Source organism: Nonomuraea cavernae (assembly GCF_040655715.1).
GTDB classification, from domain to species: Bacteria; Actinomycetota; Actinomycetes; order Streptosporangiales; family Streptosporangiaceae; genus Nonomuraea; species Nonomuraea cavernae_A.
In genome coordinates this window covers 1-17,560 of sequence record NZ_JBFAKL010000011.1, presented here as the reverse complement: position 1 = coordinate 17,560, position 17,560 = coordinate 1, and the positions used below count along the sequence as shown (strand labels likewise).

Genomic DNA, 17,560 nt, shown 5'->3' with positions numbered 1-17,560 from the left:
ACAGTCCTCGCTACGTAAGGTAAAGCTAACCTAAATAACGATCTACCCTCTGGACAGATACTTAGGTTAGGTTAACCTAAGTTTTACCAGTACAAAAGGTTCATATTGCCCACACGGCGCCCCTTGCCTGAGCCGCCAAGCCGTTGGGTGGGGGTCGTTGGGGAGCCAAGATCAGCCCTAAGTTAGGTTAGCCTAACCTAACTACAACGTCCGTGACTGTTGAGGACTGACCATGACTTTTTGGGGACACCCCGTCGATGTCCCATCGGCAGCCGCCGTGTCCGAACCGGCAGGCGCGAGGCTCCACCTGTTCAACCACGCGACCATGGACCACTACCGGCAGGCGCTGGCCGCCGGGATCGACCGGGTGGCCACCCGGATCGCCGGCGCCGACCGGCCGTTCAGCGGGATCTCCCCCTCGCTGCTCGCCCCGGAGATCTCCGCGATCGACCTGGACCGCCCCCTGCACGACCCCTCCGCCGCCCTCGACGAGCTGGAGGACGTCTACCTGCGCGACGCGGTCTACTTCCACCACCCCCGCTACCTGGCCCACCTCAACTGTCCCGTCGTCATCCCGGCCCTGCTCGGCGAGGCCGTCCTCACGGCGGTCAACTCCTCGCTCGACACCTGGGACCAGAGCGCCGGCGGCACGCTGATCGAGCGCCGCCTGATCGACTGGACGGCCGGGCGCGTAGGGTTCGGCCACCAGGCGGACGGCGTCTTCACCAGCGGCGGCACCCAGTCCAACCTCCAGGCCCTGCTCCTGGCCCGCGAGGAGGCGTGCGCGTTCGCGGCGGCCGGCCCGGCGATGCCGCCGGGCAGGCAGACCCTGCTGCCCCGGCTGCGCGTCATCGCCTCCGAGGCGGGCCACTTCAGCGTGCAGAAATCGGCCAAACTTCTCGGCCTCGGCCCGGACGCCGTCATCACGGTGGAGACCGGCCCGGACCGCCGGATGCCGCCCGCCGCTCTGGCCCGTGAGCTGGAACGCTGCCGCCGGGAGGGCCTCGTCGTGATGGCCGTCGTCGCCACGGCCGGCACCACCGACTTCGGCACCATCGACCCGCTGCCCGAGATCGCCGACCTCTGCGCGCGGGCCGGGACCTGGCTGCACGTGGACGCCGCCTACGGCTGCGGCCTGCTGGTCTCGCGCACCCGGCGGCACCTGCTCGACGGCATCGAGCGCGCCGACTCGGTGACCGTGGACTTCCACAAGTCCTTCTTCCAGCCGGTCAGTTCGAGCGCGCTGCTGGTGCGCGACGGCGCCGTGCTGCGGCACGCGACCTACCACGCCGACTACCTCAACCCCGTCCGCATGGCCGAGCAGCGCATCCCCAACCAGGTCGACAAGAGCATCCAGACCACCCGCCGCTTCGACGCCCTCAAGCTGTGGATGACGCTGCGCGTCATGGGCCCGGACGGGATCGGCGAGCTGTTCGACGAGGTGGTGGACCGTACGTCCGCCGCCTGGGACCTGCTGGCCGCCGACGCGCGCTTCGAGGTCGTCACCAAGTCGCAGCTGAGCACCGTCGTCTTCCGCTACCTCCCCCCGGAGGGACCCGGCCGGAAACTGGCGGACGACGCGAACCTGTACGCGCGCGAGGCGCTGGCAGCCTCCGGCGCGGCCGTCGTCGCCGGGACCAAGGTCGACGGCCGGCACTACCTGAAGTTCACCCTGCTCAACCCGGAGACGTCGCTGGACGACATCGCGCACGTCGTCGACCTCATCGCCGAGCACGCGGGACGGTACGTCGACGACCGAGCCCCCCTCGAAACCTGCCGCCAGGCCGGCTGACCCACCACGGGAGGAACCGTATGTCCACGCACGACTTCATCGCGATCGGGCTGGGCCCGTACAACCTGGGTCTCGCCTGCCTGACCGAGCCGATCGACGAGCTCGACGGCCTGTTCCTGGAGAGCAAGCCGGACTTCGACTGGCATCCGGGGATGCTGCTCGACTCCGCCACCCTGCAGACGCCGTTCATCGCCGACCTCGTCACCCTGGCCGACCCGACCTCGCGCCACTCCTTCCTCAACTACCTGAAGGAGTCGGGGCGGCTCTACCCGTTCTACATCCGCGAGATCTTCTACCAGATGCGCAGCGAGTACAACGCCTACTGCCGCTGGGCCGCCGCCCGGTTGCGCGGCATCCGTTTCGGCCACGAGGTGACCTCCGTCGAGTACGACGAGGCCGACGGGCTCTACACGGTCCGCGCGGTCAGGGCGGACACCGGGGAGACGACCGAGCACCGCGCCCGGCACCTCGTCCTCGGCACCGGCACCCCGCCGTACCTCCCGGACGCCTGCCAGGGGCTCGGCGGCGACCTCATCCACAACGCGGACTATCTCGGCGCCAAGGCCGCGCTGCAGGACAAGGAGAGCATCACGGTCGTCGGCAGCGGCCAGAGCGCGGCCGAGATCTACTACGACCTGCTGGGCGACATCGACGCCCGCGGCTACCGGCTCACCTGGGTGACCAGGTCGCCGAGGTTCTTCCCGCTGGAGTACACCAAGCTGACGCTGGAGATGACCTCGCCGGAGTACGTGGACTACTTCCACGCGCTGCCCGAGGACACCCGCTACCGGCTGGAGGAGGAGCAGAAAGGGCTGTTCAAGGGCATCAACGCCGACCTGATCAACGACATCTTCAACCTGCTCTACCAGAAGACCGCCGACGGCCCGATCCCCACCCGGCTGCTCACCAACACCGCGCTGACCGGCGCCTCCTACGACGAGAGCCGGGCTGAGTACACGCTCGGGCTGCGGCACGTCGAGCAGGAGCGCGACTTCTCGCTGCGCACCCACGGCCTGATCCTGGCCACCGGCTACAAGTACCGGGTGCCCGCCTTCCTGGAGCCCGTACGCGACCGCATCCGCTGGGACGCACACGGCCGCTTCGACGTGGCCAGGAACTACAGCATCGACACCACCGGCCGCGGCATCTTCCTGCAGAACGGCGCCACCCACGCGCACAGCGTCACCTCGCCCGACCTCGGCATGGGCCCGTACCGCAACTCGTGGATCGTCCGCGAGCTGCTCGGCCGCGAGTTCTACCCGATCGAGAAGGCCATCGCCTTCCAGGAGTTCGGCGCGCCGGAGGGCGTCATCGTATGAGCGAGATCGTCTTCACCCGCACGGACGAGCGGGTCGGGGAGCTGGCGGTGCGCCCGCTCGACCTCGACACCGACGACACCGACGCCGAGCGGTTGCACGGCTGGGTGACGCACCCCAAGGCGGCGTTCTGGATGATGCAGGACGCCGACCTGGCGCGGGTCGTCGCCGAGTACCGCCGGATCGAGGCGCATCCGCACCACGACGCGTTCCTCGGGCTGGTCGACGGCCGGCCCGCCTTCCTGGTCGAACGCTACGACCCGGCGCACGTCGAGCTCGCCGGCCTGTACGACGCCGAGGAGGGCGACGTCGGCATGCACTTCCTGTGCGCGCCGGCGGACACCCCGGTCCACGGCTTCACCCTGGCCGTGATCACCACCGTCATGGAGCTGCTCTTCAGCGACCCGGCCTGCCGCCGCGTCGTGGTCGAGCCCGACGTCCGCAACACGGCGGTCCACGCGCTCAACGCGGCCGTCGGGTTCGAGGTGGTCGGCCCCGTCGCCAAACCGGAGAAGGAGGCGCTGCTCAGCGTCTGCACCCGTGACCGGTTCCGCGCCGCCACCGAGCCCGCCCCCGAGTCCGCCCCCATGTCCGTCTCCGAGTCCGTCTCCGAGTCCGTCTCCGAGTCCGCCCCCAAGGCCGCCCTCAAGTCCGTCCCCGAATTCACCCCCCGAGGAGTGACCGCGTGAACCCCCGTGAGGCCGTCGCCCATCTGACGCCCGGCACCTGGGCCCGCGCCAACCGCCATCTGGTCCGCAAGGCGCTGTCCGAGTTCGCCCACGAGCGGCTGCTCACTCCGGAGCCGATCTCCGGCGGCCGGTACGCCGTCCGCAGCGACGACGGCACGGTCGAGTACCGGTTCGCCGCCACGCTTCTGCCGCTCGACCACTGGCGGATCGACGCCGGCAGCATCACCCGGCACCGCGTCCAGGCCGCCGGAGAGACCGGGACCAAGAGCGGGACCGAGGCCGAGACAGGGACCGAGCTCCCGCTGGACGCGATCGAGTTCTGCGTCGAGCTGCGCGGCACGCTCGGCCTGAGCGACCGGATCCTCCCGGTCTACCTGGAGGAGATCGGCTCCACCCTGTCCAGCGCCGCCTACAAGCTCACCAAGCCGCAGGTCGGCGCGGCCGAGCTGGCCAAGGCCTCCTTCCAGGAGATCGAGACCGGCATGACCGAAGGCCACCCGTGCTTCGTGGCCAACAACGGCCGGATCGGCTACGGCGTGCACGAGTATCACGCGTACGCGCCCGAGGTCGCGAGCCCGGTGCGGCTCATCTGGCTGGCCGCGCACCGCGACCACGCCACCTTCACCTGCTCGGCCGACATCGACTACGACCGCCTCATGCGCGACGAGCTGGGCGAGCAGGCGCTCGGCCGCTTCGCCGCCACCCTGGCCGAGCTGGGGCTCGACCTGTCCGACCATCTGCTCATCCCGGTCCATCCCTGGCAGTGGTGGAACAAACTGTCGGTGACCTTCGCCGCCGAGGTCGCCGAGCGGCGCCTGGTCTGCCTGGGCTCCGGCGACGACGAGTACCTAGCCCAGCAGTCGATCCGCACCTTCTTCAACACCACCGTCCCGTCCAGGCACTACGTGAAGACCGCGCTGTCGGTGCTGAACATGGGCTTCATGCGGGGTTTGTCGGCGGCGTACATGGAGGCAACGCCGGCGATCAACGACTGGCTGGCCGGGGTCGTCGCCGGCGACGAGGTCCTGCGGGCGACCCGGCTGACGATCCTGCGCGAACGGGCCGCCGTCGGCTACCGCCACCGGCAGTACGAGGCCGCGACCGACAGGTACTCGCCGTACCGCAAGATGCTCGCGGCACTGTGGCGGGAGAGCCCGGTGCCGGGCCTGGAGCCGGGTCGGCGGCCGGCCACCATGGCCTCCCTCCTGCACGTCGACCACGAGGGCCGGTCCTTCGCGGGCGCGCTGGTCGAGCGGTCGGGCCTGGCACCCGAGGTGTGGCTGCGGCGCTATCTCGACGCCTACCTCACCCCGCTGCTGCACAGCTTCTACGCCTACGACCTGGCGTTCATGCCGCACGGCGAGAACGTCATCCTGGTCCTCGACGGCGGGACGGTGGAACGAGCGATCTTCAAGGACATTGCCGAGGAGATCGTGGTGATGGACCCGGACGCGCCGCTGCCGCCAGGCGTGGACCGCGTCCGCGCGGAGGTTCCGGAGCACATGAAGCTGCTGTCGATCTTCACTGACGTCTTCGACTGCTTCTTCCGCTTCCTGAGCGACGCCCTGGCCGTCGACGGCGTGCTCGACGAGCAGACCTTCTGGCGGACCGTGGCCGAGTGCGCCGCCGACTACCAGGCGTCGGTCCCGCACCTGGCCGGGAGGTTCGAGCGCTACGACCTGTTCGCCGAGACGTTCGCGCTGTCCTGCCTCAACCGGCTGCAGCTGCGCGACAACCAGCAGATGGTTGACCTGGCCGACCCGTCGGCTGCGCTCCAGCTGGTCGGAGACCTGGCGAACCCGATCGCCCGATTCGCCACCGAACGGTGATCGCGGCGGCGGTCCTGGCCGGCGGCTGCCTCACGGCGCTGCTGCTCTACCACGCGACGGGAAGGCACGGCGCACACTCCCGGGCGGAGTGGCGAGCTCATGACCGCCCGTGGGGAGGCCGCGTCGGCGTTCTACGAGCAGGTCTCAGCGTCTGGGCCTTCAACGGCCCCACCCGCTGAGGGCGCGGCCCAGCCACCCGGCCGCCGCGCGGGCAGCACGTTTCGACCGCCCTGACCTGCGGAAGGAGCGGTAGGAAGCGTGATCGTGAGCGAGGGGGTCCATGCAAACCTTTCTTCCCTATCCGGACTTCGCGCTGACCGCTCAGGTGCTCGACCCGCTGCGGCTCGGCAAACAGCGCGTTGAGGCCCTGCAGATCCTGCGGGCGCTCACCGTCCCCGGCTACGGCTGGCGAAATCATCCGGCGGTGCGCATGTGGGCGGGCTACGAGGAGGGCCTGGTGCGCTACGGCCTCGAGATGTGCCACCACTGGTGCTCCACCGGCCGCAGCGACACCTGCGCCGACACGCTGACGCGCGAGCTGGCCCACCACTGCGGCAGGGCGGGCGTCCGCACCCAGCCGCAGCTCGAAGCGGCCGGCGAGCTGCCGCCCTGGCTCGGCGACGACGGCCTGCACCGCAGCCACCGCTCCGCCCTCCTGCGCAAGGCCCCCGACTTCTACGGCCCCATCTTCGGCCCCGAGCCGGACGACCTCGACTACGTCTGGCCCTCCTCCGACCGCCCGCCGGCCTACCTCCCCGGCGGCTTCGCCTAGAGCAACCGGTCTCCGATCCACCCGTCCGGCCCGCATCCCGGCGGGATGGCGAACACCGCCGAGCCGATCGTGGTGACCCACTCGTTGAGCAGATCGCCCTCCGCCAGCCGGCGCTGCACCGGGACGAACTGGCGGCCGATGTCCGCCTGGTAGGAGGCGAAGATCAGCCCGGAGTCGGACGTACCGGCCTCGGTCAACCCCTCGTCGTAGTTGTACGGCCGGCGCAGGATGCGCGACCCGGGATCCTCCGTACGGGCCCGCCGGATGTGGGCGTACTCCGAAATGACCGGGAAGCCGAGCCGGTTGAGCCGGGCGAAGTCGGGCTCGTCGTGCTCGGCCCGGCCGGTCAGCGGAGCGCCCGTGTCGAGGCGGCGGCCGATCGTGAACTCCCTGGCCACCCGGTCGGCGGCGTCCCATGACTCCAGATTCATCCGGATGCGGCGCAGCACCAGCGTTGTTCCGCCGCGCAGCGGCCCGTCGGTGATCCATACGGCCCGGTCGAGATCGGTGGGGTTGACCGTGCCGTCGAGCTGGCCCATCAGGTTGCGCTGGGTGGTGCCCGGCGCCTGCGCGTGGGCGCTGCGCCGGAAACCACGCTGGGTCCAGCGGACCCGGGTGAAGGACCGCGCGTCCTTGACGATCATCCGCAGCGCGTGGGAGACGGTGATCGGGTCGTCGGCGCAGATCTGCACCAGCAGGTCGCCGCCGCCCCACCGCTTGTCCAGCTTGTCGGTGGTGAACGACGGCAGCGGCGCCAGGGGTGACGTCGTCTTCGCGGCGGCGAACAGCCCCGGGCCGAACCCGAACGTGACGGTCAGCCGGGCGGGCGCCACGGCCAGCTCGGGCTCGGTGTCGGCGAGCGCCGGCCGCCCCTGGGTGAGGCGGCGGGCGTCGTCGGTCAGCAGGTGCATCAGGCGTACGACCGCCTCCTTGCCGGTCCCCGGCCGCAGGTCGAACGCGACGAACACGGCATGCGCCTGCGGCGTCGTGGCCACCCCGGCCTGGTGGCGTCCGTGAAACGGCTCCACGGCCGATGCGTCGACAGCTGACGCGCCCGACACGCCTGACCCGCCCGAGGTCGCCGAGGTCCCCGAGGTCCCCGAGGTCCCCGAGGTCCCCGAGGTCCCCGAGGTCCCCGAGGCGGCCGGGACGCCGCCGGCCGGTCCGGCCTCCTGAGCCGCCGCCGTGGCCAGGACGGTCATGGCGGCGCCACCGGCGACGGCCGCGCCACCGGTCAGCAGCCCGCGCCGGCTGATTCCGGCCGCCATCAGTGATCCATGCCCGGTTGGTAGTCCTCCTTGCCCCCGGCGAAGTCCTTGCCGACGGCGGTGAACTCCAGCGGCTGCCCGTCCTTGACCGTGAGCGTGAACGGGATGCGAGCGCCCGGCTTCACCTCCTCGGTGACGCCCATCAGCATGATGTGGTCACCACCGGGTTCGAGCGGGTGGGTGCCGTGGGCGGGGACGACGAAGCCGCCCTCCTTGGCCCGCATGACCATCTTGCCGCCGGACTCCACGACCTCGTGCAGCTCGACCGTGGGCGACAGCGACGAGGTGGCGGAGACGACCGTCACCTCGGTGTCGGAGTCGTTGACCAGCACCCCGAACGCGGCCGTCATCCCCTTCTTGGTCGTCTTCACCCAGGGATCGGTGATGGAAAGCCCCGCACCCGCCGGAGCTGTGGCTTGGGCGGTGACCTGAGCCGGAGCACCGGCCGCGGGGGTGGAACTCTGCTGGACCCCGCACGCGGTCAGGGCGAGCAGGCAGCCGAAAGCCAGGACATGACGAGGGAACACGAGAAATGCCTTTCTCCACCCGGTACGGCAGGCCGCGCCGGGCGTGGTGGTCGAAATGACGAAATGTCAGAGGGAATCGACGACCACCGGCGGACCCCGCCGGCTCACCACATGCCGCAGCACGGCCGAGCGCAGCACCGGCGGCTCGGCCGTACGGGGAGAGAGGAAAGGAGTCCACGGGGCGGGCGGCAGGAGCACGGCGAGCAGGCGTCCGGCCAGCCGGCGCAGCACCGCCCAGAACAGGGCCTCGCCGCGCGCCAGCCACAGGGCGGTCAGCCCGATCGCCCACCCGTGCGCCACCAGCATGCCGACCCCCGGCACCAGCCCCCCGTGCGCCAGCATGCCGACTTCTGGCACCAGCCCCCCGTGCGCCAGCATGCCGACCCCCGGCACCGACCCCGCAGGGGCGTGAGCCACGATCGGCGAGCCGTCTCCGGTGACCGAGAAGGCGAGCGAGAAGCCGACGTGCATGACGGCCTGCAACGCGCCGAGCAGCGGCAGAATCGAGCGCAGCGTCCGCTCCCGCCCGGACAGCGGATAGGCCGCGGCGAACGCCAGCGCCAGCGCCCCCGCCATGGCCGGCGGCGTGACGCCGCCCCCGCCGAAGGTGTGGGCCACCACACTCAACCCGAGGCACACCACGGCGAACGCCGAGGTGCGCGCGAGGCGGAAGGGCAGCGAGGCGGACATCTCGCGGCCATCATGACACGCACGATGCTCGCCCCCGGATCGGCCGCCCCCGGATCGGCGGTCCGCCCCGGATCGGCCGCCCTCCGAATCGGCGGTCCGCCCCGGATCGGCCCGTCCCGCCCATACTGGACGGCCGGCCCGTTCGGGACAGGTCAGTCCTTGATGAGACCGCAGAGCGGCCAGGGGAGGGCCTGCTCCAGCCGCGCGGCCACCCGGAAGAGCAGATCCTCACGGCCGTACCCGGCCACGAGCTGCACCCCGATCGGCAGCCCGCTCTCGCTCCGGCCGAGCGGCAGGCTGATCGCCGGCTGCCCGGTGGCGTTGAACACCGCGGTGAACGGGCTGAACTCCATGAGCCGGTCCAGCCACTGCCGGAAGGTGATATCCGGGTCGTCGTAGTTCAGAACCCCGTGGGCCAGGGGCAACCGGCCGAGCGTCGGCGTGACGAGCAGGTCGTGGCCGGTGAAGAAGCGGGCGACCGAGCGGCTCACCAGATTCTGCGAGTGGAACCCGGTGACCAGGTCGAGGGCGCGAGCCTGCCGTGTCAGCTCCAGAACCTTCCTGCTGACCGCTTCCATCAGGGCCGGATCGGGCTCGCGTGGAGAGAGCAGCAGGGCGGAGGCGATGGCCATGGCCTCCGTCTCCAGGGCGCGGATGGCGTCCTCCCAGGACACCTCGGGACCGGCCTCCGCGACGTGGTGCCCCATCTCCTCCAGCACCTGCGCCACGTGGACGGCGGCTCCGGCCACCTCGGGATCCACGGCCGAGCCGGACCAGCTCCGCGTGGTCAGCGCGACCCGCAGCCGGCCAGGGTCGGCGCCCACCTCGTCCGCGTACGGACGCAGGGGCGGCGGCGCGGTGTACTTGTCGCCCACGCCGGGCCCGTGCACGGCGTCGAGCAGGTGCGCCGCGTCACGCACGGTCCGGGTCAGCGCGAACTCGTACGCCATGCCGAACATCAGCTCGCCCATGTCGGGCCCCGCCGTGACGCGGCCCCGGCTCGGCTTGAGCCCCACGACGCCGCAGCAGGAGGCGGGCACCCGGATCGACCCGGCTCCGTCGCTGCCGTGGGCCACCGGCACCGCCCCGGCCGCGACCAGCGCGGCTGCTCCGCCGCTCGACCCGCCGGCGGTGCGCTCCAGGTCCCACGGGTTGCGGGTGGCCCCGTACCTGATGCTCTCGGTGGTGAGGCTCAGCGCCAGCTCGGGGCAGGTGGTCTGGCCGAGCGTGACCAGCCCGGCGGCCCTGAACCGGCGCATCAGATCGGTGTCGTGATCGGCCACGACGTGCGGCAGCGCCCGGCTGCCGATCGAGAACGGCACGCCCTCGGCGACCGGCCCGTGGTCCTTGATCAGGAACGGCACCCCGGTGAAGGGCCCGTCGTCCGCGTGGGAGAGGGCGGGGGAGAAAATCGGCAACGTGAGCCCGTTCACCTGTGCGTTCGCGGCCGCCAGGGCCTCGCGGGCGACGGTCTCGACCTCGGCGGCGGTCACCTTACCGGTCCTGATCAGCTCGCTCAGGCCGACGGCGTCGTAACCGGTGTACTCGTTGAGGTTCACCGCCCCAGCATCCGACCCTGATTCACCGAATTCCACCTCTTTTTCGTACGACTGGGGCGGGTAACGCGAGTCACGGCATAATGACGCGCAATGCCGAAATTTCGTGACCTGTCGACGTATGCCGCGACCATCGCCCCGGTCATCAACGCGGTGCACATCAACGTCCACGCCTCAGCGGGCGCCGGGACCGGCGGGCTCCTCATGGACCTGCGCTACCGCCTCCCACTCGGCCCCCTGACCCGCGACGCGCTCGCCGCCGTCTACCGGTACGGCAACGCCGCCGACCTGGACGCCGAGATCCGCGACCACCTGCGGCAGGGCACCCTGACCGAGGACGGCGAGGGGCTCCTGCACCCCACGCCCGCCGCGCTCGCCGCGATCGACGGCCTCTACGCCGCCCACGCCGCCGCCACCCGGCGCATCTGGGCGACCTACGACCTGGTGACGCTCGCCGACCTCGCGGGCAGGGTTCTCGACACGGCCGAACGTGCCCCGGGCGGCGCCTTCGCGGCCGTGACCCCGCCGTACGAGCCGGACGGCACCCCCGCGGGCGTGCTGCTGTTCAACCGCCTCGCCGCGCTCCGCTACCACCGGGCCGACGCCCACGCCGCCGCCTGGCACGCGGCCGGGCTCACGGCCGCCGGAATCGTCGATCTCTGCGCGGGCCCGTTGCGCGACGAGATAGAGGACGACACCAACCGCCGGGCCGCGCAGCCATACCACGTGCTGGACGACCTGGAGCTCAAGGTGCTGTTCGAGGGCCTGCTGGCACTGGCGTGAAACAAGGCGTAACGCTGCGCGCGCCGCACCGCGATGCCCCTTTTGTAAAGGGCCCGAAAGTTCGCAAATTGCCACCTTTAGGTAACCGGCGGCCGGGCGCACTATGGTCGAGTACCTCACCAAGGAGTCGCCGTGGATCATGACCTGCCCGGCGGAGCGAGGCTGATCGTCGGGGTGGACGAGACCCCTGCCTCGCGGTGGGCCCTGGCCTGGGCCATCGGCGCGGCCAGGCTGCACCGGATGGCCCTCGTCGCCGTGCACGTGAGCCGGGCTCCGGTGCATCCGTTCCCTGAGGCGCTGCCCATGCAGAACACCATCAGGGCCGGCGAGGAGGCCAGGTGCGCCGAGCTGGTCGGGAGCGTGTTCGACGACGTGGCCGGCGGAATGCCCGACGACCTGACCACGGTCGTGGCCGGCAGGGTCGGTGACCCCGGCTACCACCTCGTCGACCTCGCCCGCGAGGGCGACCTGCTGGTCCTCGGCCGCAGCCGCCGGGGACTGTTCAGCCGGATGTTCCTGCCCTCGACCAGCATGTACTGCGCGCGCCACGCGAGGACCACGGTGGTCATCGTGCAGCAGCCCTCGCCGCCCGACGAGCCCGAGCTGTCAGGCGAGCGGGCCAAGAGGTTCTGGAGCCGGAGAGACATTTAGCGACCGGCCGAGCGACCCTCAGGGATCAGCGACCGGCCGAGCGACCCCTCCTGGATCAGCGACCGGGCGAGCGACCCCCTCCGGGATCAGCGACCGGCCGAGCAGCCGCAGCCCTTCCGGGATGGCCTGCTGCCCGATCGCGCCGTAGCCCAGCACCAGACCGGGCTGCGCCGCGGTCTCGCCCCGGTAGGCGTCGAGCTGCTCCACCGCCAGGTCGGGCGCGGGCCGTACCGACACGCCCGGGGCGAAGCGGGCGCAGAGGTGCAGGCCCGCGACCGACGGCACCAGGCGGAGCCGGTCGTCCCGGCTCAGCGCGTCGGCGATCAGCGCGTGCCTGGCGGCGTATTCACGGGTCGCCTTCCTGATGTGCCGGGCCAGTAGCCCCTCATCGATGAACCTGGCCAGTGTCGCCTGGACGGGCAGCGTCCCGTGCCAGTCGGTCAGCCGCCGGGCCGCGCGCAGCGCGGGGCCGAGCGAGGCGGGCGCGACCAGGAAGCCCAGACGGAGCGTCGGCAGCAGCGTCTTGGAGAACGAGCCGACGTAGATCACCCGGCCCGCCCGGTCCAGGCTCTGCAGCGGCTCCAGCGGACGGTCGCCGAAGCGGAACTCACTGTCGTAGTCGTCCTCGATCACCACCGCCTGCCGCCGCTCCGCCCAGGCCAGCAGCGCCGCCCGGCGGGCCAGTGACATGGGCGTACCGAGCGGGAACTGGTGCGACGGCGTCACGTACACCAGCCGCGCCGCGCTCGGGATGGCCGAGACGTCGATGCCCTCGCCGTCCACGGGCACTCCGGCGACCCGCGCGCCGAGCGAGCGGAACAGCAGCCGCGCGGGCGGGTAGCCGGGCTCCTCCACGGCCACGCAGGCGCCCGGCTCGATGAGAACCCGCCCGACGAGGTCGAGCGCCTGCTGGGCGCCGTTCGTGATGAGCACGTCGCCGGCACCCGCTCGCACCGACCGGCTGATCCCGATATGCCGGGAGATGGCCTCCCGCAGCCCCTCGTGCCCCGCCGGATCCCCGTATCCGGCGGTGCTCGCGCGCGACTCGTGGGCCATCAACCGGCGCCAGCTCTCGATCGGGAACAGCCGCGGATCCGGCACCCCCACCCGGAAGTCGTACGTCGCCGGCGCCATCGGGCTGAACGGCGGGATCGTCTCCCATACCGCCCGCGGCCGGACGACCCCCTTCGGCGCGGCCCGGCTCCGCACCGGCTCCGCCGAGACGAACGTCCCCGCGCCCGCCCGTCCCACCAGGAACCCGTCGGCCACCAGCCGGTCGTAGGCCACGGCCACCGTGTTGCGCGAGATCTCCAGCCGCCGCGCCAGTTCCCGCGTCGGCGGCAGCCGCTCGCCCGACCTGAGCCGCCCGTCGAGGATCGCCTCCAGCAGCTGCCGGTAGACCTGAGCGGCCAAGTCACCGCGCCCGGACAGGGTCACGTGCACGTCCATGTTTGGCCCAATCACTTGACCAGAAATTGGAGCTTATATCGGGACAAGTTCGTCCGTAGATTCGCCGCATGACACCGCCGGTTCGCACAAGGTCTGACATGTCGCCCAGGCGAGTGCTGGCCCTGGCACAGCTGGCGAACTCCATCGGCGACGGCGCCTACCTGGTCACCTCGGCGCTGTACTTCGCCAGGATCATCGGCCTGACCCCCACCCAGATCGGCTTCGGCCTCACCCTGGGCTGGGCCGTCGGCGCGCTCGCCGGCATCCCGATCGGCCGCCTGGCCGACCGGCACGGCCCCCGCGGCGTCGCCGTCCTGCTCGCCGTCACCACCGCCACGGCCGTCGCGTCGTTCGTCCTCGTCCGGTCCTTCGCGGTCTTCGTACTCGTCGCCTGCCTGTACGGCACCGCTCAGACCGGGCTGTCGGCCGTCCGCCAGGCCCTGCTCGCCGGCCTGATCGAACCCGCCAAACGGACCGAGGTGCGGGCCGTCCTCCAGGCGACCCTGAACGGGGGCCTCGCCGTCGGCGCAGCCCTGGGCGGCCTCGCCCTCCACCTCGACACGCGCGAGGCGTACCTGACCCTGTTCCTCCTGGACGCCGCCGGCTTCCTGGCCGCCGCGCTCGCGCTGCTCCGGCTGCCCGCCGTGCCGGCCGTGCCGTCCCGCCGCCGACTGGCCGTGCTGCGCGACCGGCCGTACGCGCTGGTCACGCTGATCAACACGGTCATGCTCTTCTACATGCCACTGCTCAGCCTGGTCGTCCCGCTGTGGATCGCCCAGCGCACCTCGGTGCCGACCTGGCTGGTCTCCGTCCTGCTCGTGATCAACACGGCCGGAGTCCTGCTCTTCCAGGTCCGCGTCGCCCGCCGCGTCCAGGGCCTGCCGGACGCCTCCAGATCCGTACGCCACGCCGGGCTGGTCATGCTCGCGGCCTGCATGGTGTTCGCCCTGTCGGCCACCGGCTCCTCGGCCTGGCTCGCCGCGGCCGTTCTGCTGATCGCGATGGCGCTCCAGGTCCTCGGCGAGATGCTGCAGGCCGCCGGCGCCTGGGAGATCAGCTTCGCGCTGGCCCCCGACGACAAGCACGGTGAATACCAGGGCTTCTTCGGTACCAGCGTGGCCATGGCCAGGATGCTCGGCCCGGTCGTCCTCACCACGGTCGTGATGGGCTGGGGCGCCGCCGGATGGCTCGTGGTCGGCGCCGGATTCCTGGTGGCGGGCCTTGCCATGGCCCCCGCCGTCAGATGGGCCGAACGATCCAGAACCCGTACCGACACCAGCGCACAGCCCGCATCCCCCGAGTAGGGTTCGACCCGAGCCGCGATTGTTTGGCATGATCCGAGTGTTGTCCAAGATAGGACGGGTCAGGGCCGGTCCCACCCGGGACAGCCTGGTCCAACCTCGCACATCCGATACATCTGGTTCGTGCGCGACACAGGACCGCAGCCATCCCTTGCTAGGCTGCTGTCAACCGTTGGGTCTCACCCCGGCAGGTGAGACCGTCGAAGAAGTGGGGTCACACCGTGAAGAAGCTGCTCGTTCTGGCGCTGATCGCCCTTGGGGGGCTGCTGGTCTGGCGCAAAGTGCAGGCCGACCGCGCCGAGCTCGATCTCTGGACCGAGGCCACCGGCAGCGAGAACTAACCGACCTGGCGAGGCGATGAGTGACGTCGTCCCCATCAAGCTGGCGTGCCTGGATTTGGCCGGCACAACAGTCGGTGACATCGCCATGGTCGAGCGCGCTTTCGCCGAGGCGATAGCCACGCAGGGCATAGTGCCCGGGACCGGAGCGTACGCACGAGCCATGGTTCACGTGCACCGGTCCCGGGGCTGTCCCAAGATCGATGTCTTCCGGGGGATCTTCCCCGACAACGAGGCCCAGGCCCAGGCCGCCAACCTCACGTTCGAGCGATCGTACGAGGGCACCGTCGAACGGGCGGGGCTCGTCCCCATGCCCGGCGTACTCGAAGTCCTCGAGAAAATCCGTGGCTCCGGCGTCAAGCTCGCCGTCATCACCGGCTTCAGCCGCGCCACCCTGGGCCGCGTCCTGAGCGTCCTCAGCTGGGACGACAAGATCGACCTGGCCATCTCCCCCGAAGACGCGGGCGGCCGCGGCCGCCCCTGGCCCGACATGATCCTGCACGCCGTCCTCCAGCTCGGCATCGACGACGTACGCCAGGTGGCCGTCGTGGGCGACGCCGAGAGCGACATGCTCAGCGGCCGCCGAGCCGGCGCCTCCGTCGTGGCCGGCGTCATGACCGGCGTCCACAGTCGCGAACGCCTCCAGAAGGGCGGCGCCACCCACATCCTCGACTCGATCGCCGACTTCCCCGGCCTGATCCTCAGCGACGACCTGGGCCCGCACCACATACCGGCGCCAGCCCGGTAAGCTATCTTCGTCGAAGGGGCCTTAGCTCAGCTGGCAGAGCGCCTGCTTTGCAAGCAGGATGTCAGCGGTTCGAATCCGCTAGGCTCCACCTCCACAGCGCCTCGTTCCTGTTCAAGGGACGAGGTGTTCGTGTTTTTGGCGGTCATAGCAGCCAGTAGGTGGCGTCGTCATGGGCCTTGAAGCGTGGCCAGCGTGCGCCGTGCGGGTCGGTTTCGCCTACCGAGGGAGCAGGGTGAGCGCGGGGACGTGCGCCGGGCGGACCACGGAGAAGTCCCGGACATCGATCGTCATCACTTCGGTGACCCGCATCCGTTCCGCCACGGCCACTACTGAGGCATCGGCGGCGCCCAGGGGAAGATCGTGGTACCGCTCGACGAGGACCGCGATTCTCGAAAGATCCGCCTCGGTGAGATCGACGAGCCGAAACCAGCCCGACTCAAGCAGCCGGAGGAACGCCGCCTCCGCCTTCGCACCGCCAAGCTTGCCGATCATGTAGCAGCTCTCACCGGCGATGAAGCTGGGGACGAGCAGCGGCCGATCGGCGTGGTGGAGCCGCGCGAACTCCTGCACGCAACGCTTGTGGTTCTTGTCGTCCCGAAAGGTCGCGGCCACGAGCGGGCCGGTGTCGACTACGATCACGCTTCGTGACCGTAGTCCTCCGCGAGGATTTCTTCCACCCGTTCCGAGGCGTCGCTACGACCCGCTTGGAAGGCGCCGAAGAGGGTTGGCAGGCCATCGGAACTCAGTTCAGGTTCCTCGATGCGCGAGTGGACTAGCCGGAGCAGTCGCGCACGCTCTTCACGGACCTGATCTGGCCGAAGCTGGTCGACCAGCCGGTGAAGATCTTCGTACTCTTCCTGCGGTGCCGTCATGCTGTCGAGTTTACGACGCGATCGCCGACGACAAGAGGTTGGTAGCCACCATCGGTCCGGAGCTCACCAGCCGGATGTCCCCGATTCCCTGCCGTGCAAGAACGGCGTCAGCGTGATCTTCCTTCTGTCGCCACTGGTGGATCACGAGCTAGTGAGCCGCAGGTACATGATGATCGCCGGGCCATTAGCGGGCCATTAAGAGGGGTCAACAGCGGTCACTCACGGGTACGCACGGCGAGTCGAACGTCCAGGTGAGGGGCCACGGAGATTCCGGACAGCCGTCTTATGGGCGTAGCCTATGCGGCTGTTTGGGTTGAGAGGGACTCATTGAGTACTTCCAGGGGTGGCCGGTAGCCGAGCGCCGAGTGCAGGCGCCGGTGGTTGTAGAACCCTTCGATGTAGCGGATGACCTGCCGTCTGGCCTTGGCTCGGGTGGTGAAGACGAAGCGGTGCAGCCACTCGTTCTTGATCGCGGAAAAGAACGACTCGGCCATCGCGTTGTCGTAGCAGACCCCGGTGCGGCCGACCGATCGGCGGATGTGCAGGCCGGTGAGGAAGCGGCCGAACTCCTCGCTGGTGTAGTTGGAGCCGCGGTCGGTGTGGAACACGGCGCCGGGCTGGAGCAGGCCGGTGCCGGCGGCCATCCGGATCGCGTCCTTGACCAGCTCGGTGCGGTAGTGGTCGGCCATCGCCCAGCCCAGCACCGCCTTGCTGTGGCAGTCGATCACCGTGGCCAGGTAGAGGAAGCCCTCCCAGGTGCGGACGTAGGTGATGTCGCCGACCAGCTTGATGCCCGGACGTTCGGCGGTGAAGTCGCGGCCGGCCAGGTCGGGGATGCCGCGGTAGTCGCCCTGGACGGTGGTGACCGGCCGGAACGCCCGTATCTGGGCCGGGATGAGGCCCTGCTCGCGCATCAGGGCGCGCACCAGCTCGGCCGAGCAGTGCTCGCCGCGGCGGGCCAAGGCGGCGTGCACCCGCC

18 protein-coding genes and 1 tRNA gene are annotated in these 17,560 nt (G+C 70.6%); 11 read left to right on the top strand and 8 right to left on the bottom strand.

The annotated features are described in order from the left end of the window. Positions 1-325 precede the first annotated feature (325 nt). The 5 genes from AB0I38_RS17935 (at position 326) to AB0I38_RS17915 (ending at position 6,398) form a co-directional block, all read left to right on the top strand. Positions 326-1,792: a pyridoxal phosphate-dependent decarboxylase family protein gene (locus tag AB0I38_RS17935; protein ID WP_358469171.1), complete on the top strand. Its 1,467-nt coding sequence runs from the start codon at positions 326-328 to the stop codon at positions 1,790-1,792. 20 nt (positions 1,793-1,812) lie between these two features. Beyond that, positions 1,813-3,111: a lysine N(6)-hydroxylase/L-ornithine N(5)-oxygenase family protein gene (locus AB0I38_RS17930; RefSeq protein ID WP_358468592.1), complete on the top strand. Its 1,299-nt coding sequence runs from the start codon at positions 1,813-1,815 to the stop codon at positions 3,109-3,111. Further along, positions 3,108-3,797 carry a GNAT family N-acetyltransferase gene (locus AB0I38_RS17925; RefSeq protein WP_358468589.1) on the top strand — a complete coding sequence of 230 codons (690 nt, stop codon included), beginning with the start codon at positions 3,108-3,110 and terminating at the stop codon, positions 3,795-3,797. Before AB0I38_RS17930 ends, AB0I38_RS17925 begins: the two co-directional genes overlap by 4 nt. After that, positions 3,794-5,626 (top strand): IucA/IucC family protein, encoded by a 1,833-nt coding sequence (locus tag AB0I38_RS17920; protein WP_358468586.1) that lies wholly within the window; start codon positions 3,794-3,796, stop codon positions 5,624-5,626. The genes AB0I38_RS17925 and AB0I38_RS17920 overlap by 4 nt, the downstream gene beginning before the upstream one ends. A 280-nt stretch (positions 5,627-5,906) precedes the next feature. Beyond that, entirely contained in the window at positions 5,907-6,398 is a 492-nt protein-coding gene (locus tag AB0I38_RS17915; RefSeq protein WP_358468583.1) for an MSMEG_6728 family protein, read from the top strand. Here the strand turns inward: AB0I38_RS17915 and AB0I38_RS17910 are convergent. The 4 genes from AB0I38_RS17910 to AB0I38_RS17895 form a co-directional block, all read right to left on the bottom strand. After that, entirely contained in the window at positions 6,395-7,666 is a 1,272-nt protein-coding gene (locus tag AB0I38_RS17910; RefSeq protein ID WP_358468580.1) for a Dyp-type peroxidase, read from the bottom strand. The genes AB0I38_RS17915 and AB0I38_RS17910 overlap by 4 nt on opposite strands. After that, a complete protein-coding gene (locus AB0I38_RS17905; RefSeq protein WP_358468577.1) occupies positions 7,666-8,193 on the bottom strand; it encodes a copper chaperone PCu(A)C in 528 nt (175 codons plus the stop codon). The genes AB0I38_RS17910 and AB0I38_RS17905 overlap by 1 nt, the downstream gene beginning before the upstream one ends. A gap of 66 nt (positions 8,194-8,259) precedes the next feature. After that, entirely contained in the window at positions 8,260-8,883 is a 624-nt protein-coding gene (locus AB0I38_RS17900) for an MFS transporter (RefSeq protein WP_358468574.1), read from the bottom strand. 152 nt (positions 8,884-9,035) lie between these two features. Next, complete coding sequence (locus AB0I38_RS17895) at positions 9,036-10,442, bottom strand: amidase (protein ID WP_358468571.1); 1,407 nt, start codon at positions 10,440-10,442, stop codon at positions 9,036-9,038. A gap of 90 nt (positions 10,443-10,532) precedes the next feature. Between AB0I38_RS17895 and AB0I38_RS17890 the strand changes: the two genes are divergently transcribed. Further along, positions 10,533-11,222 carry a hypothetical protein gene (locus tag AB0I38_RS17890; RefSeq protein WP_358468569.1) on the top strand — a complete coding sequence of 230 codons (690 nt, stop codon included), beginning with the start codon at positions 10,533-10,535 and terminating at the stop codon, positions 11,220-11,222. A gap of 132 nt (positions 11,223-11,354) precedes the next feature. Continuing rightward, on the top strand, positions 11,355-11,873 hold the full coding sequence (locus AB0I38_RS17885) for a universal stress protein (RefSeq protein ID WP_358468567.1): 519 nt from the start codon (positions 11,355-11,357) through the stop codon (positions 11,871-11,873). A gap of 18 nt (positions 11,874-11,891) precedes the next feature. Here AB0I38_RS17885 and AB0I38_RS17880 read toward each other — a convergent pair whose 3' ends face one another. Further along, on the bottom strand, positions 11,892-13,322 hold the full coding sequence (locus AB0I38_RS17880; RefSeq protein WP_358468565.1) for a PLP-dependent aminotransferase family protein: 1,431 nt from the start codon (positions 13,320-13,322) through the stop codon (positions 11,892-11,894). A gap of 98 nt (positions 13,323-13,420) precedes the next feature. On the opposite strand from AB0I38_RS17880, the gene AB0I38_RS17875 reads away from it, so the two are divergent. The 4 genes from AB0I38_RS17875 to AB0I38_RS17860 all read left to right on the top strand — a co-directional run bounded on the left by AB0I38_RS17875 (position 13,421) and on the right by AB0I38_RS17860 (position 15,797). Continuing rightward, positions 13,421-14,626: an MFS transporter gene (locus tag AB0I38_RS17875; RefSeq protein WP_358468562.1), complete on the top strand. Its 1,206-nt coding sequence runs from the start codon at positions 13,421-13,423 to the stop codon at positions 14,624-14,626. 218 nt (positions 14,627-14,844) lie between these two features. Next, entirely contained in the window at positions 14,845-14,964 is a 120-nt protein-coding gene (locus AB0I38_RS17870; RefSeq protein ID WP_358056854.1) for a DLW-39 family protein, read from the top strand. Positions 14,965-14,980: 16 nt separating this feature from the next. Continuing rightward, on the top strand, positions 14,981-15,709 hold the full coding sequence (locus tag AB0I38_RS17865; protein WP_358468559.1) for an HAD-IA family hydrolase: 729 nt from the start codon (positions 14,981-14,983) through the stop codon (positions 15,707-15,709). A 15-nt stretch (positions 15,710-15,724) separates the two neighbouring features. Then, a tRNA-Ala gene (locus tag AB0I38_RS17860) sits at positions 15,725-15,797 on the top strand. 128 nt (positions 15,798-15,925) lie between these two features. On the opposite strand, the gene AB0I38_RS17855 is transcribed toward AB0I38_RS17860, so the two are convergent. The 3 genes from AB0I38_RS17855 to AB0I38_RS17845 form a co-directional block, all read right to left on the bottom strand. Next, positions 15,926-16,348, bottom strand: coding sequence for a type II toxin-antitoxin system VapC family toxin (locus AB0I38_RS17855; RefSeq protein ID WP_358468557.1), 423 nt, complete (start codon positions 16,346-16,348; stop codon positions 15,926-15,928). Continuing rightward, a complete protein-coding gene (locus AB0I38_RS17850) occupies positions 16,345-16,581 on the bottom strand; it encodes a hypothetical protein (RefSeq protein WP_358468554.1) in 237 nt (78 codons plus the stop codon). Before AB0I38_RS17850 ends, AB0I38_RS17855 begins: the two co-directional genes overlap by 4 nt. Before the next feature lie 296 nt (positions 16,582-16,877). Next, positions 16,878-17,560, bottom strand: a 683-nt coding sequence (locus AB0I38_RS17845) for an IS3 family transposase (protein WP_358468552.1), incomplete at its 5' end; no start/stop codon positions are given.